The following is a 15,381-nucleotide window of genomic DNA, read 5'->3' as shown; positions in this document are numbered from 1 at the left end:
TTCCTCGCTTCGTCCCGGTGGTGTTCGCTTACGCTCGACCACCGGCTAATTGCTGCAACGCCTACGGCGTGCTTGAGACTCAGGGTGCAATCAACAGATCTAACAAGTTCCCAAGCCTTCAAAACCTCGGATCATTTTGCAAGATCCACTACAGAAAACCTGAGCTTCATTCCACATACATAAATTCATTGGTGTTGAATAACAGCAGGCAGACGTCGGCCAGAGCGAGCGTCGCGGCCGAGACGTCGCTCGCTTTGACATCGGGAACGTAATGTTCGAAGACCGGCAGAATCTCCTGATATTCAAACACCTCGCCCGAAAACTCCTCCACCAATGAACGGGTGATCTCGGTCGGATAGTCGACCACAGTGGGCGACTTCGGTTCGTGATACGCTCGCATGTCGGAAACGTATTGCGTCAAGCGTTGCTGCTCATTTGCTGTCGGATCGCGGCCTAAGACCAATCGAAACGCCAACGCGATCTGATCGGCAACCGTCTCCTGTTCGCGTTCCAACCGCAGCGCCAAGGCGATGCTGCGGTCGGTGATCACGTCGCTGTTGAGCAATCCAAAAACCTGAGGCGTGACCGCCGCCGATTCGCGAACCTCACACGTCTCGTTCGAATTGGGCTGATTAAACAGCTCGGTGAACGGATCGGATTGCCCGCGAACATGGTAGGCGTAGATCGTGCGACGATTCCGCAATTCGGGAGTCGGCGACGGTTGGTAGGCCGGTGCCAACGAGAACTGGATCATCCGCGGCTGCAGCGCCACCTCCATATTGATCTCCGGCATCACCGGCAGCCCTCCGCGCGTCGATTGCAGTTCACCGGTGATCTGCAGCAGCCCATCGCGCAGCTCTTCGGCACTCAACCGTCGCCGTGGAAAATGGGACAACAACCGGTTCCCTGGATCGGCCTTGGCGATCCGCTGCGGATCGACGGGCAGGGTGCTGCGGCGATAGGCTTGCGATAGCATGATCGCCCGGTGCAGCCGCTTCAGCGTCCAACCGTTCTCGACAAAATCAACCGTCAGAAAATCCAACAGCTCCGGATGCGAAGGCTTCGCCCCTTTGACGCCAAAGTTGATCGAATTGGCCGCCAATCCGATTCCGAAGTGATATTGCCAAACCCGATTGACGATCGAACGCGTCGACAAGCCGTTGTCGCGACTGGCGATCCAACGCGCCAGCCCCAACCGCCGGCCATCGATATCGGCAGGCAACAGGAAAGGATCTTTTGCCGCCGGATCGACAGGTAACGAGACGGCACTCAGCACGCCCGGCATCACCGCTTCGCCCAACGCCGTCAATGCGCCCCCCAACAAAATGTGATTCGTCAGCGGACTGCTCTTCTTCAACCGCTGGATCCGCAACTTCCGCGCCCCATTCCAAGCCAGCTTGCTCGCTTCGGCGTTAAACACGCTCTGCGCCATCGGCTGATACCGCTCCAACCGCCGATTCCAGATCCACTCATCCTGCTCGCGAACCTTCAACTCCCCCTGCTCGGGAATCGATAAACCAACGTGCCGCTCCGGCTTCTCCTCGTCGGGCAGCCCCTTGCGTTCGGCTTCGTCTTTATAAGGCAGGTTGTGCTCTTCAAACCACGCCCGCGCGGCGGCCTCCCGTTTATCGACGAGCTTCTTCTTTTGAGCGACAGCAAAATCGAGCATCCGCTGCACGTGAGCTCGCCCCGCATCAAACCCTTCGCGACTCTCGTCGCCCAGATAGGGAACCGTCCGTTCGGCCATCCGCGTCGTCGCAAAAGCTGCATACATGCGATAGTAGTCGCGCGTCGGCAGCGGATCGAATTTGTGATCGTGGCACTTGAAGCACCGCATCGTCGTCGAAAGAAACGCCTGCCCGGTGATGTTCACCAAATCATCGAGATAGATCTGCCGCGCCTCTTCGGCTTCGATCATCGCGTTATCCCAGGGGCCCATCCGCAGGAAGCCGGTCGCCACGATCCACTCTGCTTCCTCGGGCGTATAATCGCCATCGAGCTGCACTTGATGAACCGACTTGATGTCGCCGCCGGTCCGCTGGCGAACCGACAGATCGGCCAATTCGTCACCAGCCAACTGCTCCACAACAAACTGATCGTACGGCTTGTCATCGTTGAACGACCGCACGACATAGTCGCGATAACGCCACATGTTGGATCGCTCAAAATCGTTTGCCATCCCGCCGGTGTCGGCATAACGCGTCACATCCAACCAGTGCCGCCCCCAATGCTCGCCATACTCAGGACTGGCCAACAAGCGATCGATCAGCGCCGTCCAAGCCGCTTCGCGATCCCGCTGCCAAGCGATCTCGAACGCGTCGTATTGTGCGGGCGATGGAGGCAGGCCGGTCAGATCTAGAGTCGCCCGCCGCAGCAGCGCCGCGGGCGTCGCTTCGCCACTGGCTTGCAGATCCGCCTGCTGCAATTGCCGATCGATATAAAGATCGATCGCCGCGGGGAGTGGTAGACCATCGGCAGCCAACGATTCCTTCGCGGGCAGCGGAGCGTAGGCCCAGAGATCGTCGGCGGCATACCGCCGGTTGGTCCAGTCCTGCGAAAGGCCTCCGCTGGTCGAGACGATCATGCCATCCGCCGTCGACTTTTTCTGACTCTCCAAATCGCGATAGTGCTGCTGCGTCGCCTCATCGGGCCACGGAGCACCATGCTCGATCCAACGCTGAATCTCCGCGATCTGCTTCTCGGTTAGCCGATCATTTTCTTTGGGAGGCATCTCCATGCTCTCCCAACGGATCGCCGAAAGCATCGTCCCCGCGTCGGGCTCACCCGGCACAACCGTCGGATCGCCCGATTCGCCGCCGCGCAGCAAAGCCTCGCGATCGACAACGCTCAGGTCACCTTTGATGTCATCGGCATCGCCACCGTGACAGCCCAAGCACTTGCTTCGCAGCACCGGCAACACGTTTAACGTAAAGTCTCGCTCGACAGCCTGGCGGCTACCAGCCTCCTTGCTCTCGGCCGATTCTTCGGCCATGGCGACCGATCCAACCAGCGACGCGAGCAACAGCAGGCAGCCAATCGTGTGATGGTTATTCTGTTTCATGACATTCACCGAGCGGGGTTTCCCAAGCGATACAGTTCAGCGATTTCCGAACCGGAAAGGGCTGACGAATACAAGACAAATTCATCGAGGCTGCCGTTCAAGTTGCGAACGACAAACTGTGGGTCGGTGCGATACATCGGCTCGCTCCAGTTGCCGATCGACGCCGGGCCAATCGTGACCTGAGGAACCAGATAATCGGCCGGGACCGCTTCGCTGCCGATCTCCGCACCGTTGAGATAATGCGAAACGCGGCGAGCCTGGGCATCGTAGGTCGTCGCCAACATGATCCACTGGCCGCTGAACGATGGATCCCAGAACGGCGGCGAATAGAAGTTGTATTTATCGGGACGGCGACGCTTTCCATTGGACTCGTCGAACTTCTTCACCGAAAAGAACAAACGCCCATCGTTCATGATCTGCCAGTGCGGTTCATTGAGTTCGTGCCCGTCGGTTAGGAACAATGAATTGTACAGGCGATCCAAACTGTGAATCTTGACCCAACACAACATCGTCAAACCGCCAAACTCTCCCGGCACGTCGACTCGGATCCGGCTGCCGGTGCGACTCAAATCGAGCGCACCGCCCGCCTGCCCCCAGCGATCGCTCGCAGGCTGACACGCAACGATCGCCGCGGCGCCCGCCTGGTGCAAATCAGGCTCGGCAAGATTCGGCAACTGCCGTCCATCGGCCGACGTCTGCTGAGTCTGATACCAAGCGATCAAACGATCGTCGGCTCGCATCGACGCCACTCGCTGCTGCCACTGTCGCCGTTGATCGATTTGCTGCGACGACAACTGACGCTCAAACGCGTCGGGGCCGATAACCTGCAACGATTCCGAATCCGACCGCTCCGAAACGCCCGCATCGGACAACTGCCACGCGTCCCCTTCCAGCACGCGTTGCCGAGCGGTTCCCTGACGATGCAGTTCCACCTCGCCAGCGAGCACCTCGACGCGAGCTGCTTCGTCGCCAGCGTCGATCGCAAATTCAGTCCCCAGGTCGATCAAATCGCCATGCCGCGTCTGAACCCTAAAACCGCGAGCCGCTTCGGGAACTTGAGCCCTCGCGCGACCGCGATCCAACCGAACCAGCATCGCCGACTCGACGACAAACTGCGCGTCACCCTCGATCACCATCCGCACGCCGCTGAACAATTCGATCTGCGCCACGCCCGACCGCAATCGCAGCGGACCACTTGGCACCAGCGAACCGGTCGCCAGCGGATCACCTTCCCAAACCGCATCGGATTGCCCCTGCAAGATCGCAAACCCGGCGGCTGTCGGTTCCAACTTGCCCGCCAATCCGGCGGGCGATCCTAAACGACTCGAATCCGGATTCCAGACCGACCACGCAACAAATCCCAAAACCGTCGCCGCCAACACAGCGAAGATTCCCGTCAAACGACGTTGCAGAATATTTACAGACGCGACCGGCGGGATCGCCGCCGAAGGCGCAACCGCCTGCGCCACAGCGGAACTGGAATCATCAACGGATCCGCTCGCCTCGCGCTGCAGCAACAGATCTAATTTCAAGCGATTGTAATAGAGGGCCCGGACCTCGGGATCGACCGACAGTTCCGCTTCGATCCGCAGAAAATCGGCTTCGTCGATCTCGCCATCGATCAAACTGTCGATCAGTTGTTCGCGTTCTTCAGGGGTCATCGCGCGGCTCCCGTTGCGAGGCGTCGTTCGATGCAATCGGCCAGCGTCGCGCGGATGCGATGCAGCGAAACCTTCAAGCCACCGGCGGAACGACCGATGCGGCGAGCAAAATCAGCCAGCGATTCGGTCGTCTCGTAGCGATCCATCAACAGCGTTCGAGCCTCCGGCTTCAGCCCTTCGAGGCACTTTCGCAGCGCCTCCTGACGCGACAACAGATCGTCGTCGATCTGCTGCAATTCGCTAGCCATCGTCTGCTCCAGGTCCTCGGAAAACGTCAGCCGCGAATCGCGAGCCTGCCGCTTGCGGTAGTTCAAAACCTCGAAGCGGGCGATGGCAAACGACCAAGCCAAAAAGTTGGTCCCCAACGCGAAATCGGCTCGCTTTTCCCAAATCTTCGCGTTGGCCTGCTGAGCGACATCGCCAGCATCCGCTTCGCCAGGCAGCAAGCTGCGGACATAGAGAAGCAGCGACAGCTGACTCTGGGTCAACAGGCCGACAAATTCGGCATCGCTCGGCGGATTGGGAAGCTCGGGTTGCATGGTTGCAAATGCCTCGAAAACGAAAAGGGTTAGCGTTTAAATTCGTAAAAAACGAGAAATAGCGGCGGACCTCCGATCCCAACGCCCCTTCTATATTAAGGAACACGGCACGAGAGCACGCGAAGAATCCCAGCCCACCGCCCTGCCCTGCCCTGCTCCGCTGCGAAGATCGTGCACCTTCACCCGCCCGGCGAAGCCAGGGAGGGTCGGAAAACAAGCGTTCAGCGAGTTTTCTGGGGAGGGCCGGTGCGGCTGGAAAAGCGACTGGGGGCTGGACGCTTAACCCCGTCCACCCGATGCACGTATCCATAAAAGGCTTGCTACGTTAAATTGAAAAGTTGGCGGACCTGCCCCAACGGTTCCGTCATCGGCGGCCTTTGGGCCGAATGATCGCAGCGGCGATTCCTCCGCTTCCCAGGCAATCGTCATCGACTTTGGGGCCAGTCGATCGATGAGCAACAAAAAATCGAGAATCCCATGACACGCGCCGCATCGATTCAACGCAAAACGGGCGAAACCGACATCAGCCTTTCGATCGACCTCGACGGCCAAGGGGCTGGCACGCGAACGACCGGCGTCGGGTTTCTCGATCACATGTTGGATCTGTTCGCCCGGCATGGATTGATCGATTTGACGGTCGACGCCAGCGGCGACCTGGAAGTCGACGACCACCACACGACCGAAGATGTCGGGATCTGCTTGGGCCAAGCGATCGACAAAGCCCTCGGCGATCGAGCCGGCATCCGCCGCTACGGCCACTTCACCCTGCCGATGGACGAAACCCTTGTCACCGTCGCGATCGACTTCAGCGGCCGCTATGCCTTTGAATACCGAGCCCCGATCGCAAATCCGAAGCTGGGAAGCTTTGATTCGGAGCTGATCGAACACTTCTGGCAAAGCTTCGCCGCCAACACGCACTGCAATCTGCACGTGCTGATGCACTACGGTCGCAACAGCCACCATATCGCCGAAGCTGTCTTCAAAGCGACAGCTCGGGCGGTCCGAATGGCTGTCGAAGTCGACCCGCGGGTCGAGGGAGTGATGAGCACCAAGGGGAGCCTTAGCTAGCATGATTCGCTATCTTTGGCGATTCGCCTAATTTTGGTAGCCTACGCTTGGTTCCCTCGTGGGCAAGGTGAGACCGCCAGACAGTTCCCGCCCCCCCATCCCGCCAACCACGGATCGGAAATGGCACGCGAAGCGATTTATCAACAGTCCAGTGTCGACGAAGAACAAGAGCAACAAGATCGCCAGCTGCGTCCGCAGCGGATGGCCGATATGGTCGGCCAACGCGATGTGATCGAACGGCTGCAGATCGCGATCGATGCCGCCCGCGTCCGCGCCGATCCGCTGGGACACATCCTCTTCGACGGCCCTCCCGGCTTGGGCAAGACGACCTTTGCCACCGTGATCGGCAACGAACTGAAGACCGCCGTCCAGATCGCCAACGGCGCGGGACTCAAGGCTCCCAAGGACCTGATCCCCTACCTGACCAACGTCTCGGAAAACTCCGTCCTGTTCATCGACGAGATCCACCGCATCCCGCGGACGGTGGAAGAGTATCTTTACACGGCGATGGAAGATTTCCGAATCGACATCGTGTTGGGCGAAGGGGTCAACGCGCGGACACTAAACCTGGACCTGCAGCCGTTCACATTGATCGGAGCGACGACGCGGGCCGGAATGCTCAGCGCTCCGCTTCGCGACCGGTTCCAGATCCGCGAGCACCTGGATTTCTACGACCTCGACGACCTGGCCGAGATCGTGCGCCGCAACGCCAAAAAACTGGACGTCCCGGTCGATGAAGAAGCTGCGATGGAGATCGGTCGCCGCAGCCGCAGCACCCCGCGGATCGCTAACAATCGGTTATTGTGGGTCCGCGATTATGCGCAGAGTCGCAGCGATGGCAAAGCGACTTACCAAACCGCGATCGATGCGATGAAAATGACCGGGATCGACGCGCTGGGACTCGACAAACAGGACCGCAATTATCTCGACACATTGATCCGCCTGTTCGGTGGCGGACCGGCCGGAATCGAAGCGATCGGGCACACGATGAACGTCAGCATCGACACGATCGAAGACGAAGTCGAACCGTTTCTGCTGCGATACGAACTGATCGTCCGCACCCGCCGCGGCCGCATGGCAACTCCCAAAGCTTACCAACACCTCGGCCGCGAATTCACCGGCAACAGCGAAGACCTGCTGTAAACAGCCAGCAAGCCAACCGAGTCTCGCTTCGTAACTTTGCCAAATCGGTCGCCGCTAATATTTCAGCGATCGAAGGTCCCCTCCGGGCCCTTCAAACAGTTCAATCGCAGCGTGCGCTTCTCGCACGATCTCGCCGGGCAAAAAGCTCGTTACGACCTCTGTTGGTCCAAAAACTCTTCCTCACATTGTTGATGCATATCTGCGAGCGTCTTTCCATTCTCCAGATCAAAATGCGCATCGAGCACATCCATGCGCCGAATCCGGTCGACACGAAAATTGCGAAAATCCTGACGTAGCTCACACCACCCCGCCACGATCCAGACGGGAGCCAGGAAGATCAACCCGAGAGGCCGAAGCTGACGGGTTGTTTCCGAACCAGCCAAATCAACATACTGAAACTCGACAAGGTGTTGGGTGCGGATGGCTCGCCGCAGCGAGGTGAAGTCGATTTGTAGCGGTCGCTTTCCCGAGCTTGGGTAAGAGAAGCAAGTGGATTGGCGAATGCTGTCGCCGAGTGAATCTGGCAGAACGGCGGTGATCTTGTCGAGAGCTTTTCGAGCCGCCTGAGCCATCGCAGGATCCGCCCAACTTTGAACCATCTGAGCCCCCAGGGCGAGCGTCTCAAGCTCTTCGTCGCCAAACAATAGCGGCCGAACTACATAGTTTGAGCTGAGCAGGTATCCCACGCCCGCCTCTCCCGTCAGTGGAACGCCCGACGCTTTTAAATCTGCGATGTCGCGATAGATCGTCCGTACGCCAACCTCCAGTTCCTCGCCAAGCTCGCTGGCTGTTACAGCTTCGCGGCGGGCTTTGAGGTATTCGACAATTCGAAATAGACGATCAGCCCGGCGCAATCGATTTCCCTACGCAATCAAAACTTTTGTAATCTCTCAACGCTCCTGACAGTAGGCTGTCAGGAGCGTTCTGTAAAGTCGTTCGATAGAAACAACGCGGGGCAAGGGGCTTGGCATCACGATTTACGAAACACGAAAGTTTTAGCGCATGCGTTCAAAAGAATTCATCTCATCCCTGTTGGAACACAACATGAACCTGGCGATGCCATTGATCGAAGACTTGAAAGACCATTCGCTCGCCTTCCCGACACCCAAGGGCGGTAACCACGCGTTGTGGGTAACCGGCCACATCACGTTCACCCTGGCGTGGGTGATCGATGTATTTTTGCAGGGAAAGCCAAACCGGCTGGAGCATTGGAAATCGCTATTTGACACCGGCACGGAGCCCGTTGCCGATCCAGAGCACTATCCACCCTTCGACGAGCTCCTTCAAACATGCAAAGCCTGCCATCGAGAATGCATGGACTTACTGGACTCGATGCACGAAGGAGAACTGGACGAGAAAGTGAATTGTCCGGAGGGTTTTGAGAGCTTTGTCGGCACCAAACGACTGTGCTTCCGCACCGCCGCAAACCACTGGCTACTTCACTTGGGTCAGTTGGCCGACACGAGACGATCGCTCGCCCGCAAGCCTTTGATGGCGTAGCGCGGTATACAAATCCGTAGCAAATCGGCCATGGGAGGCCGAAGCGACAAGAAAGTGAAAACCTTCAGAAACTCACCTCGTAATTGACAAACGGAATCAAGATGTTCGACCCTAACAATTTCCCCAAGCCCTCACAAATCGCGTCCAACGGCGTGGAACTGGAAGTGTTCGAGGCGGGCCAAGAGAATGCTGGAAAACCAATCGTACTCTGTCACGGTTGGCCAGAGCATGCCTTCTCTTGGCGCCATCAAATGGCAGCCTTTGCAGACGCGGGCTACCATGTGATCGTCCCCAACCAACGCGGATATGGAAACTCTTCTCGCCCGACCAAAGTCACCGACTATGACATTGAGCACCTGACGGGAGATCTCGTTGGGCTTCTCGATCATTACGGATACAAAGACGCTACCTTTGTCGGTCATGACTGGGGGGCGATGGTCGTTTGGAGCTTGGCCTTATTGCATCCCAACCGGGCCAGCAAGTTGATTAACCTGAGCTTGCCCTACCAGGAGCGTGGAGAAACGCCATGGATCGAGTTCATGGAGCAAGCACTTGGCAGTGATTACTATTTCGTCCACTTCAACCGAAAGCCTGGTGTCGCAGATGCCGTACTGAAAGAGAACACATTCCAGTTTCTTCGCAACCTGTACCGAAAGAACGTGCCGTCAATGGCTCCTGAAGCCGGCATGGCGATGATCAAGCTCGCCCAAGCGGAAGTACCACTCGGCGAGCCGATCATGAGCGACGACGAACTCGCTGTTCTCGTGTCATCCTTCGAATCGACAGGATTCACAGGCAGCATCCATTGGTACAGGAATCTCGACCGCAACTGGAACTTGCTGGCCGACGCAAACCCAATCATCCAACATCCTACACTCATGATCTATGGCGACCGCGACGTGATCCCGCCGTCTTTAAACCTAAAAGAATTTGTCCCCAACGTGGAATCGGTCAACCTGGATTGTGGTCATTGGATCCAACAAGAGAAGCCAGAAGAAACAAACGCGGTGATTCTAAAATGGCTGGAACAGCAGGACTAAGCGAGCCGTATTGCATTTTCCATTAACCGCGAGCCCATCGGGCCGCGTCGCCTTCAAAACGCGGGGCGATGCCCACGCGGCTAAACAAGAAAACGTGGTACCAACTCTTTAACGGCAACCGGTAACAACGCATCCAGGACGCCACTTCCGCTGAGCCGCCAACTCGCCGCGGCTGGTTCATCGCAACAGAACGGCCGCGGCTATGCTCACCTCTCGGATTATTCCAACTTCCGCAACCCATACTGAACGGGCTCAAAAATGTCAGCCAAAGCATCCGTATTCATCGCAACCAGCCTCGACGGGTTCATCGCCCGAACGGACGGAAACCTCGACTGGCTCGATGCAGCCAGTGCCACCGTTCCCGCAGGCGAAGACTGTGGTTACAGCGCGTTCATGGAATCGGTCGACGTGTTGGTGATGGGGCGGAAGACCTTCGAAAAAGTGCGAACGCTTGGCCCGTGGCCGTACGGGGATACAGCGGTGATCGTGCTCAGCCGAAATCCAATCCCCTTCCCGGACGATTTACCGGACTGTGTCACGCATTCCTCGGAGTCTCCTGCAGAACTGCACCGTCGCCTTTCCGAGCAAGGCGCCGAAAAGCTGTACATCGATGGCGGCGTCACGATCCAGCGATTTATGCGGGCCGGACTGATCAACGAAATGATTATCACTGCAATCCCCGTCTTGCTGGGCGATGGAATCCCACTGCATGGCGCATTGGACCGCGATGTTCGATTGAATCATCGCGGCACACAAACGTTTGATTGGGGATTTGTTCAGTCGACGTATGCAGTGAACGCTACCGAGGATGAACGACCAAAAGCGAACGCTGACAAATGACGGTTATGAAACCAAGCGGACAACGCAACTCACCGCGTCGCTCGCCCCGCAGACCGCAGGTGACGCGATGATTCCTTGCGTCTAGTGACTTGCAGCCAGCCGGGATACGCCAGGAAATCAATCAGGTAGATTGCGATTCCTTCTATAGCCTGGCGAGTTGTTTTTCGGCGTCGCCGAATTGGTCTAACTTCACTCCCATCCGGTTCATGATCGTTAGATACATACTGCAAAGCTTGCGATCATCATCTCCCTTGTCCAGATAGTCCAGCACGCGGCCTGTCTCCATCTGCCCAGACAAACCACCGGTTAACAAGACGGGCAACTTCGTCGAATCGTGTGAACTGCCCGAATACATGCTCGAGATGAACAAGAGACAAGAATGATCCAGAACGGTGCCCTCCCCTTCGGGCATCGCATCCAACTTGTTCGCCAGGTAGGCGTACTGCGAACAGTAGTAGCGTGAGATCCGTTCGTATTCGTCGGAGCGGTCGTCGTGAGATGCCGAGTGATGTGTTTTGGTGACATCCAAAAACGGATAGAACAATCCCGACAGATCGCGATTCAGCAGCAGCGTTGCCACGCGCGACTTATCGGTCTGAAAACCGATCGCGATGATGTCGCACATCAATTGCATGTGCTCGCGAATGTCTTCGGGCAATCCGTCGTCGGGACGCTTCATCGCAGCGATCGGTTGACCGCGATGCTGGGCTCGCTCGGTCGCCTTCGCGTGAACGGTACGCATCGCTTCGGCTCGCTTCTCGACTTCCCGAACGCTGCTCAGATACTCATCCAATTTAGTGCGATCCGACTGGCTGATCTTACGGTTCAGCGAAGCGGTCTCTTCGCGCACCCGGTCCAATATGCTCTCCATCCGCCGACTGCCGTGATTGTCGAACAAAGAGTCGAATGCAAGCGATGGATAGACTTCCATCGGCACCGGCGAGGTCGCATTTTGCCAAGAGATATGGGAACTGTAGGCCATCGAAAAATTTGTTTCGTGGTACCCCGTCGTCGGTTGCTCACAACCAAGCACCAGGCTCGGGGCAACCGTCTCTTCGGCAAAATGATTGGCAAGCACCTGGTCCATGCTGATGTCGCCACGCAACTCCGAGCCCTTCTTCAGCGACGCACCGGAAAGGATATTGCCGGTTTGCCCTGGGTGGATGCCGACACCATTCGCATTTTCGTTGTACAGCCCGGTGATGAAGTTCATCTTGTGCTTGATCGGTTCCATCGGCGCAAGACTCTTCCCAAGCTCCATCTCGGTGCCACTTCCCTTAGCCCACCAATGATCACGGTTGATGCCACAGCCCATGAACAGCGCGGCAAAGCGTTGCGGCGAGGCGGTCACCTGATCGTCGGTAAGCTTTTCGCTTCCCCAGACCGGAATCGATTCCAGCCACGGCAGCGCCATCGCCACACCTGTGCCTCGCAGCAGCGTTCGTCGAGAAACGGCGCGGTCTGCACGGTTGGATTTCGAGCTTGCAAGTTTTTTTGGATTGCTCATGGAATGGTTACCGTTTCGTCGAGAGAAATGCGAATACGTTTGTTCAGAAACGCGGGACTCGTCACGATCGCATCGATCATCGAACTGAATCGATAATCGTTGCCAGCGAGCCTATGTTTCATGTCGGTAATAATCGACTCGTCCGATAGCTGCAGTGTCCGCCCGAGCCCAAAGGCCAACAGTTTTCTACACAGATTGTCGACGAAATCCTCTTGCCGGGCATCGCGAATGTACTCGAGCACGCCCGCTAGCCCGTTGCCTTTGTCTTCATTGGGGAAGACCGCCGAGTCATCGATCGCGCGGCCGCCCAAGTCGAGATCGCGAAGTTCGCCGATTGGGCCGTACCCCTCGAAGACCAGCCCCATCGAATCGATGCGGTTGTGGCATCCGGCACAGGCAACATCTTGGCGATGGCGTGCGAGCGCTTCCCGCAGCGTCAGATCGCCGAGCTTGGATTCATCGCTGGGCAGATCGGGGACCGTCGCTGGCGGCGCGGGGACCTTTTCACCAAGTATTCGCTGGACCAACCAATTACCGCGCTGAACCGGACTCGTTCGAAGGCCCGACGAATTGTGTGTCAAGAAAACAGCCATCGGCAGCAAGCCGCCACGCTGGCGCTGCCCCGCTTGATCCCATCGACCCCAGGGCTCGTTCGCTTCGCCGGATGGATCGACTTCGGCGCCATAAAACTCGGCCAAAACGGGATTCACAAACGTGTGCTTGGCATACAGAAAATCCAACACCGATCCGTCGCGTTCGATCAAATCGCGGCTGAACCGAATCGGCTCTTCGGCCATCGCCTGTCGCAGTTCATCGGTGAACACGGGAAACCGCTGGCGGTCGACGCCGTTGTGCTCAGCGAACCGACGAAAGTCTAACCAATTGCCGGTAAACTCGACGACAAACCCTTCGACACGATCGTCCTTCAGCAGCCGACGCGACTGGTCCATCAGCACCTCCGGTTCATGCAACTGTCCCTTGCTGGCGAGTTCCAACAACTCGTCATCGGGCTGGCTCGACCACAGAAAGTAACTCAGCCGACTGGCCAGTGAATAATCGCTGAGCGGCACAATAGCGGGAACCTCCGCGTCCGCTGCCTCCAATCCGGCCACAGCATCGTTTGGCAAATCCATCCGGTAACAGAAATGAGGCGACATCAAGACGGCGACCACACCATCTCGAATCGCCTGTTCGTGGCTGAGCCCTTCCTCGTTCCGCATCGAATCATAAAACGACCGAATCGATGCAACTTCATCGCTCGACAAAGGGCGTCGGTAAGCGTGCTGCGCAAATTCGATCAATGCAGCGAGCTGCCGAGGCTGCGAATCGATGCTAAGTTTTTCGAGTCGCCGGAAGGTCGCATTCATATCGTCGAAGTAGAACCGAATGACCGCCAAGGCTTGCTCGCTCGCCCCCAACCGTTCAGCTTTCTCACAGTACGCGTCGGCGAGCCCCGCAACTTTCTCTGCCGACGTGCTGTCTTTGTCTTCCGCCCGATAGCGATCGAAAACACGATCTCGCATGAACCGCGAATCGGTGCGATCGAACCAGATGAAGCCCGCATACTGACGCATCGGAGCGGAAGCGACAAAATCCAATTCCAACCACAGACGGTCGAGTTCCTGTTGCTGGGCGTCATCGAGCATCAAGTCGTACAGCGGCGCGTCGTCGCGAAAGTATCCCATCTGGCTATGGAACCCGGCACTAAGAAATCGCCCCTTCAACTTTTTCTCTTTCTTCGGATCCAAATAGACTCGGGCCCGCTCCGAAACAAAAAACGCATCGGGGAACAGACCGCAGAACACGGACAACGCCTGCTTGTACTGGGACAGACCCGCCTCGTCGGGCACCTGCATCAACTCCGCCGCCTTCGAATCGTCTGGCAAGCCAAAACTGCCATCGGGGAGTGCATCGTCGACATAGCGACGTCGATTAGCGGCGAACTGGCGATTTTTCCAAAGCACCAATGGCTGCGAACCGTTGTGCACCCCGGGAGAGGTCAAGTTTGCAACTTCCGGCACAAGCGATGATCGCAGGGTCGAGACAAACGATGCCATCGTCTGGCAACCCTTCACCGCAGCCGCCACGTTTTCAGAGGTCGACGCATCGGGAAGTTCATTCATCAACTGCTTGAGGGCTGCGATCGGCCCGATCGCGCCGCCGGTACCGGATTCCCTTGGGTCACACAAAAGTTGATACAGCGTTCGGCTGTACCGCTGACTCAGACCGCTTTGATCGGCTAATTGCTCAAGCGTCAGATCCGCCATTCCGAGCGTCTCGCGATTTTGATACCGCCACAGCAACTCAAAGAAGTCGGCGTAATCGGTCCGCTGTTTCCGATAGAAATCGATGATGCGGTTAACACAAAACTTATCGCGATCGGTGGGCGTGATCACCGGGTGTGGTGCAAACTCGAATCCGCGGGGCGTCAGCGCCAAATGTTCGGAGACAATCGTTGCCGCAGCGAGGTACTTTTTCAGCAGAGCAGGCGACATGCTGAGTGATTCACCCGAGTTATCGAAGCCCGCTTCGTTGGCGGGATCGACCGGAAACGAGGCTGCCGGTTGGATGTCCACACCCGTCAGATCGCGGATCGTGTAGTTGTATTCATTGCTACTGAGCCGATGCGGCAACACGATGCCAGGGTCGCCCTGAGTCCGCTCCGCTTCGACCGTCCTGACCTGTTGGATCCACGCGATCACCGCGGCTCGCTCGGCCGCTGTGGGTTGGTGATCCGCATCTTCGGGCGGCATGTCACCAGCTTCCATGCGATCCAGAACAATCGACCAACGACGGAAGTTCTTCACGACCGATGCGAGATCGGTATCGGCACTCAAATCGAGATCGCCCTCGGTCGTCTCCTGGTTGTGGCACTCCAGACAATTGGCTTGCACAACGGGCAGCACGGCTTCTTTGAACGTGGACTGCAGCGATTCCGCCCCCGCGACCATGCCGCAAGCTAGCAGGAACAAGCAGAATGTGAATCGACGTATCGCGAGCATCACATGTTTCGATTGAGCGG

11 protein-coding genes are annotated in these 15,381 nt (G+C 57.6%); 5 read left to right on the top strand and 6 right to left on the bottom strand.

The window, feature by feature from the left end:
- Positions 1–166 precede the first annotated feature (166 nt).
- From EC9_RS02195 to EC9_RS02185, 3 genes are read right to left on the bottom strand one after another with little or no spacing between them, the layout of a single operon-like run.
- Complete coding sequence (locus EC9_RS02195; protein WP_218934524.1) at positions 167–3,061, bottom strand: PSD1 and planctomycete cytochrome C domain-containing protein; 2,895 nt, start codon at positions 3,059–3,061, stop codon at positions 167–169.
- A gap of 5 nt (positions 3,062–3,066) precedes the next feature.
- Positions 3,067–4,722 (bottom strand): LamG-like jellyroll fold domain-containing protein, encoded by a 1,656-nt coding sequence (locus tag EC9_RS02190; protein WP_145341989.1) that lies wholly within the window; start codon positions 4,720–4,722, stop codon positions 3,067–3,069.
- Entirely contained in the window at positions 4,719–5,261 is a 543-nt protein-coding gene (locus EC9_RS02185) for a sigma-70 family RNA polymerase sigma factor (protein ID WP_145341987.1), read from the bottom strand. Before EC9_RS02185 ends, EC9_RS02190 begins: the two co-directional genes overlap by 4 nt.
- A gap of 477 nt (positions 5,262–5,738) precedes the next feature.
- Here EC9_RS02185 and hisB point away from each other — a divergent pair, with 477 nt between their 5' ends.
- Positions 5,739–6,329 (top strand): imidazoleglycerol-phosphate dehydratase HisB, encoded by a 591-nt coding sequence (hisB, locus tag EC9_RS02180; RefSeq protein ID WP_145341984.1) that lies wholly within the window; start codon positions 5,739–5,741, stop codon positions 6,327–6,329.
- 120 nt (positions 6,330–6,449) lie between these two features.
- Entirely contained in the window at positions 6,450–7,472 is a 1,023-nt protein-coding gene (ruvB, locus tag EC9_RS02175) for a Holliday junction branch migration DNA helicase RuvB (RefSeq protein WP_145341982.1), read from the top strand.
- 149 nt (positions 7,473–7,621) lie between these two features.
- Here ruvB and EC9_RS02170 read toward each other — a convergent pair whose 3' ends face one another.
- Positions 7,622–8,326 carry a helix-turn-helix transcriptional regulator gene (locus EC9_RS02170; protein ID WP_145341980.1) on the bottom strand — a complete coding sequence of 235 codons (705 nt, stop codon included), beginning with the start codon at positions 8,324–8,326 and terminating at the stop codon, positions 7,622–7,624.
- A gap of 190 nt (positions 8,327–8,516) precedes the next feature.
- Here EC9_RS02170 and EC9_RS02165 point away from each other — a divergent pair, with 190 nt between their 5' ends.
- The 3 genes from EC9_RS02165 (at position 8,517) to EC9_RS02155 (ending at position 10,852) form a co-directional block, all read left to right on the top strand.
- The gene (locus tag EC9_RS02165) at positions 8,517–8,972 is read left to right on the top strand and encodes a DinB family protein (protein WP_218934523.1); all 456 of its coding nucleotides are present in this window, start codon (positions 8,517–8,519) and stop codon (positions 8,970–8,972) included.
- A 101-nt stretch (positions 8,973–9,073) separates the two neighbouring features.
- Complete coding sequence (locus tag EC9_RS02160; protein ID WP_145341977.1) at positions 9,074–10,012, top strand: alpha/beta fold hydrolase; 939 nt, start codon at positions 9,074–9,076, stop codon at positions 10,010–10,012.
- A gap of 258 nt (positions 10,013–10,270) precedes the next feature.
- The gene (locus EC9_RS02155) at positions 10,271–10,852 is read left to right on the top strand and encodes a dihydrofolate reductase family protein (RefSeq protein ID WP_145341975.1); all 582 of its coding nucleotides are present in this window, start codon (positions 10,271–10,273) and stop codon (positions 10,850–10,852) included.
- A 142-nt stretch (positions 10,853–10,994) separates the two neighbouring features.
- Here the strand turns inward: EC9_RS02155 and EC9_RS02150 are convergent, their stop codons facing one another.
- Positions 10,995–12,359, bottom strand: coding sequence for a DUF1552 domain-containing protein (locus EC9_RS02150; RefSeq protein ID WP_145341973.1), 1,365 nt, complete (start codon positions 12,357–12,359; stop codon positions 10,995–10,997).
- Entirely contained in the window at positions 12,356–15,361 is a 3,006-nt protein-coding gene (locus tag EC9_RS02145; protein WP_145341971.1) for a DUF1592 domain-containing protein, read from the bottom strand. The genes EC9_RS02150 and EC9_RS02145 overlap by 4 nt, the downstream gene beginning before the upstream one ends.
- Positions 15,362–15,381: the final 20 nt, after the last annotated feature.

The sequence above is a fragment of the Rosistilla ulvae genome (assembly GCF_007741475.1).
Classification (GTDB): Bacteria; Planctomycetota; Planctomycetia; order Pirellulales; family Pirellulaceae; genus Rosistilla; species Rosistilla ulvae.
The sequence above is the reverse complement of the archived record's forward strand: the minus strand, read 5'-3'. Positions and strand labels throughout refer to the sequence as shown.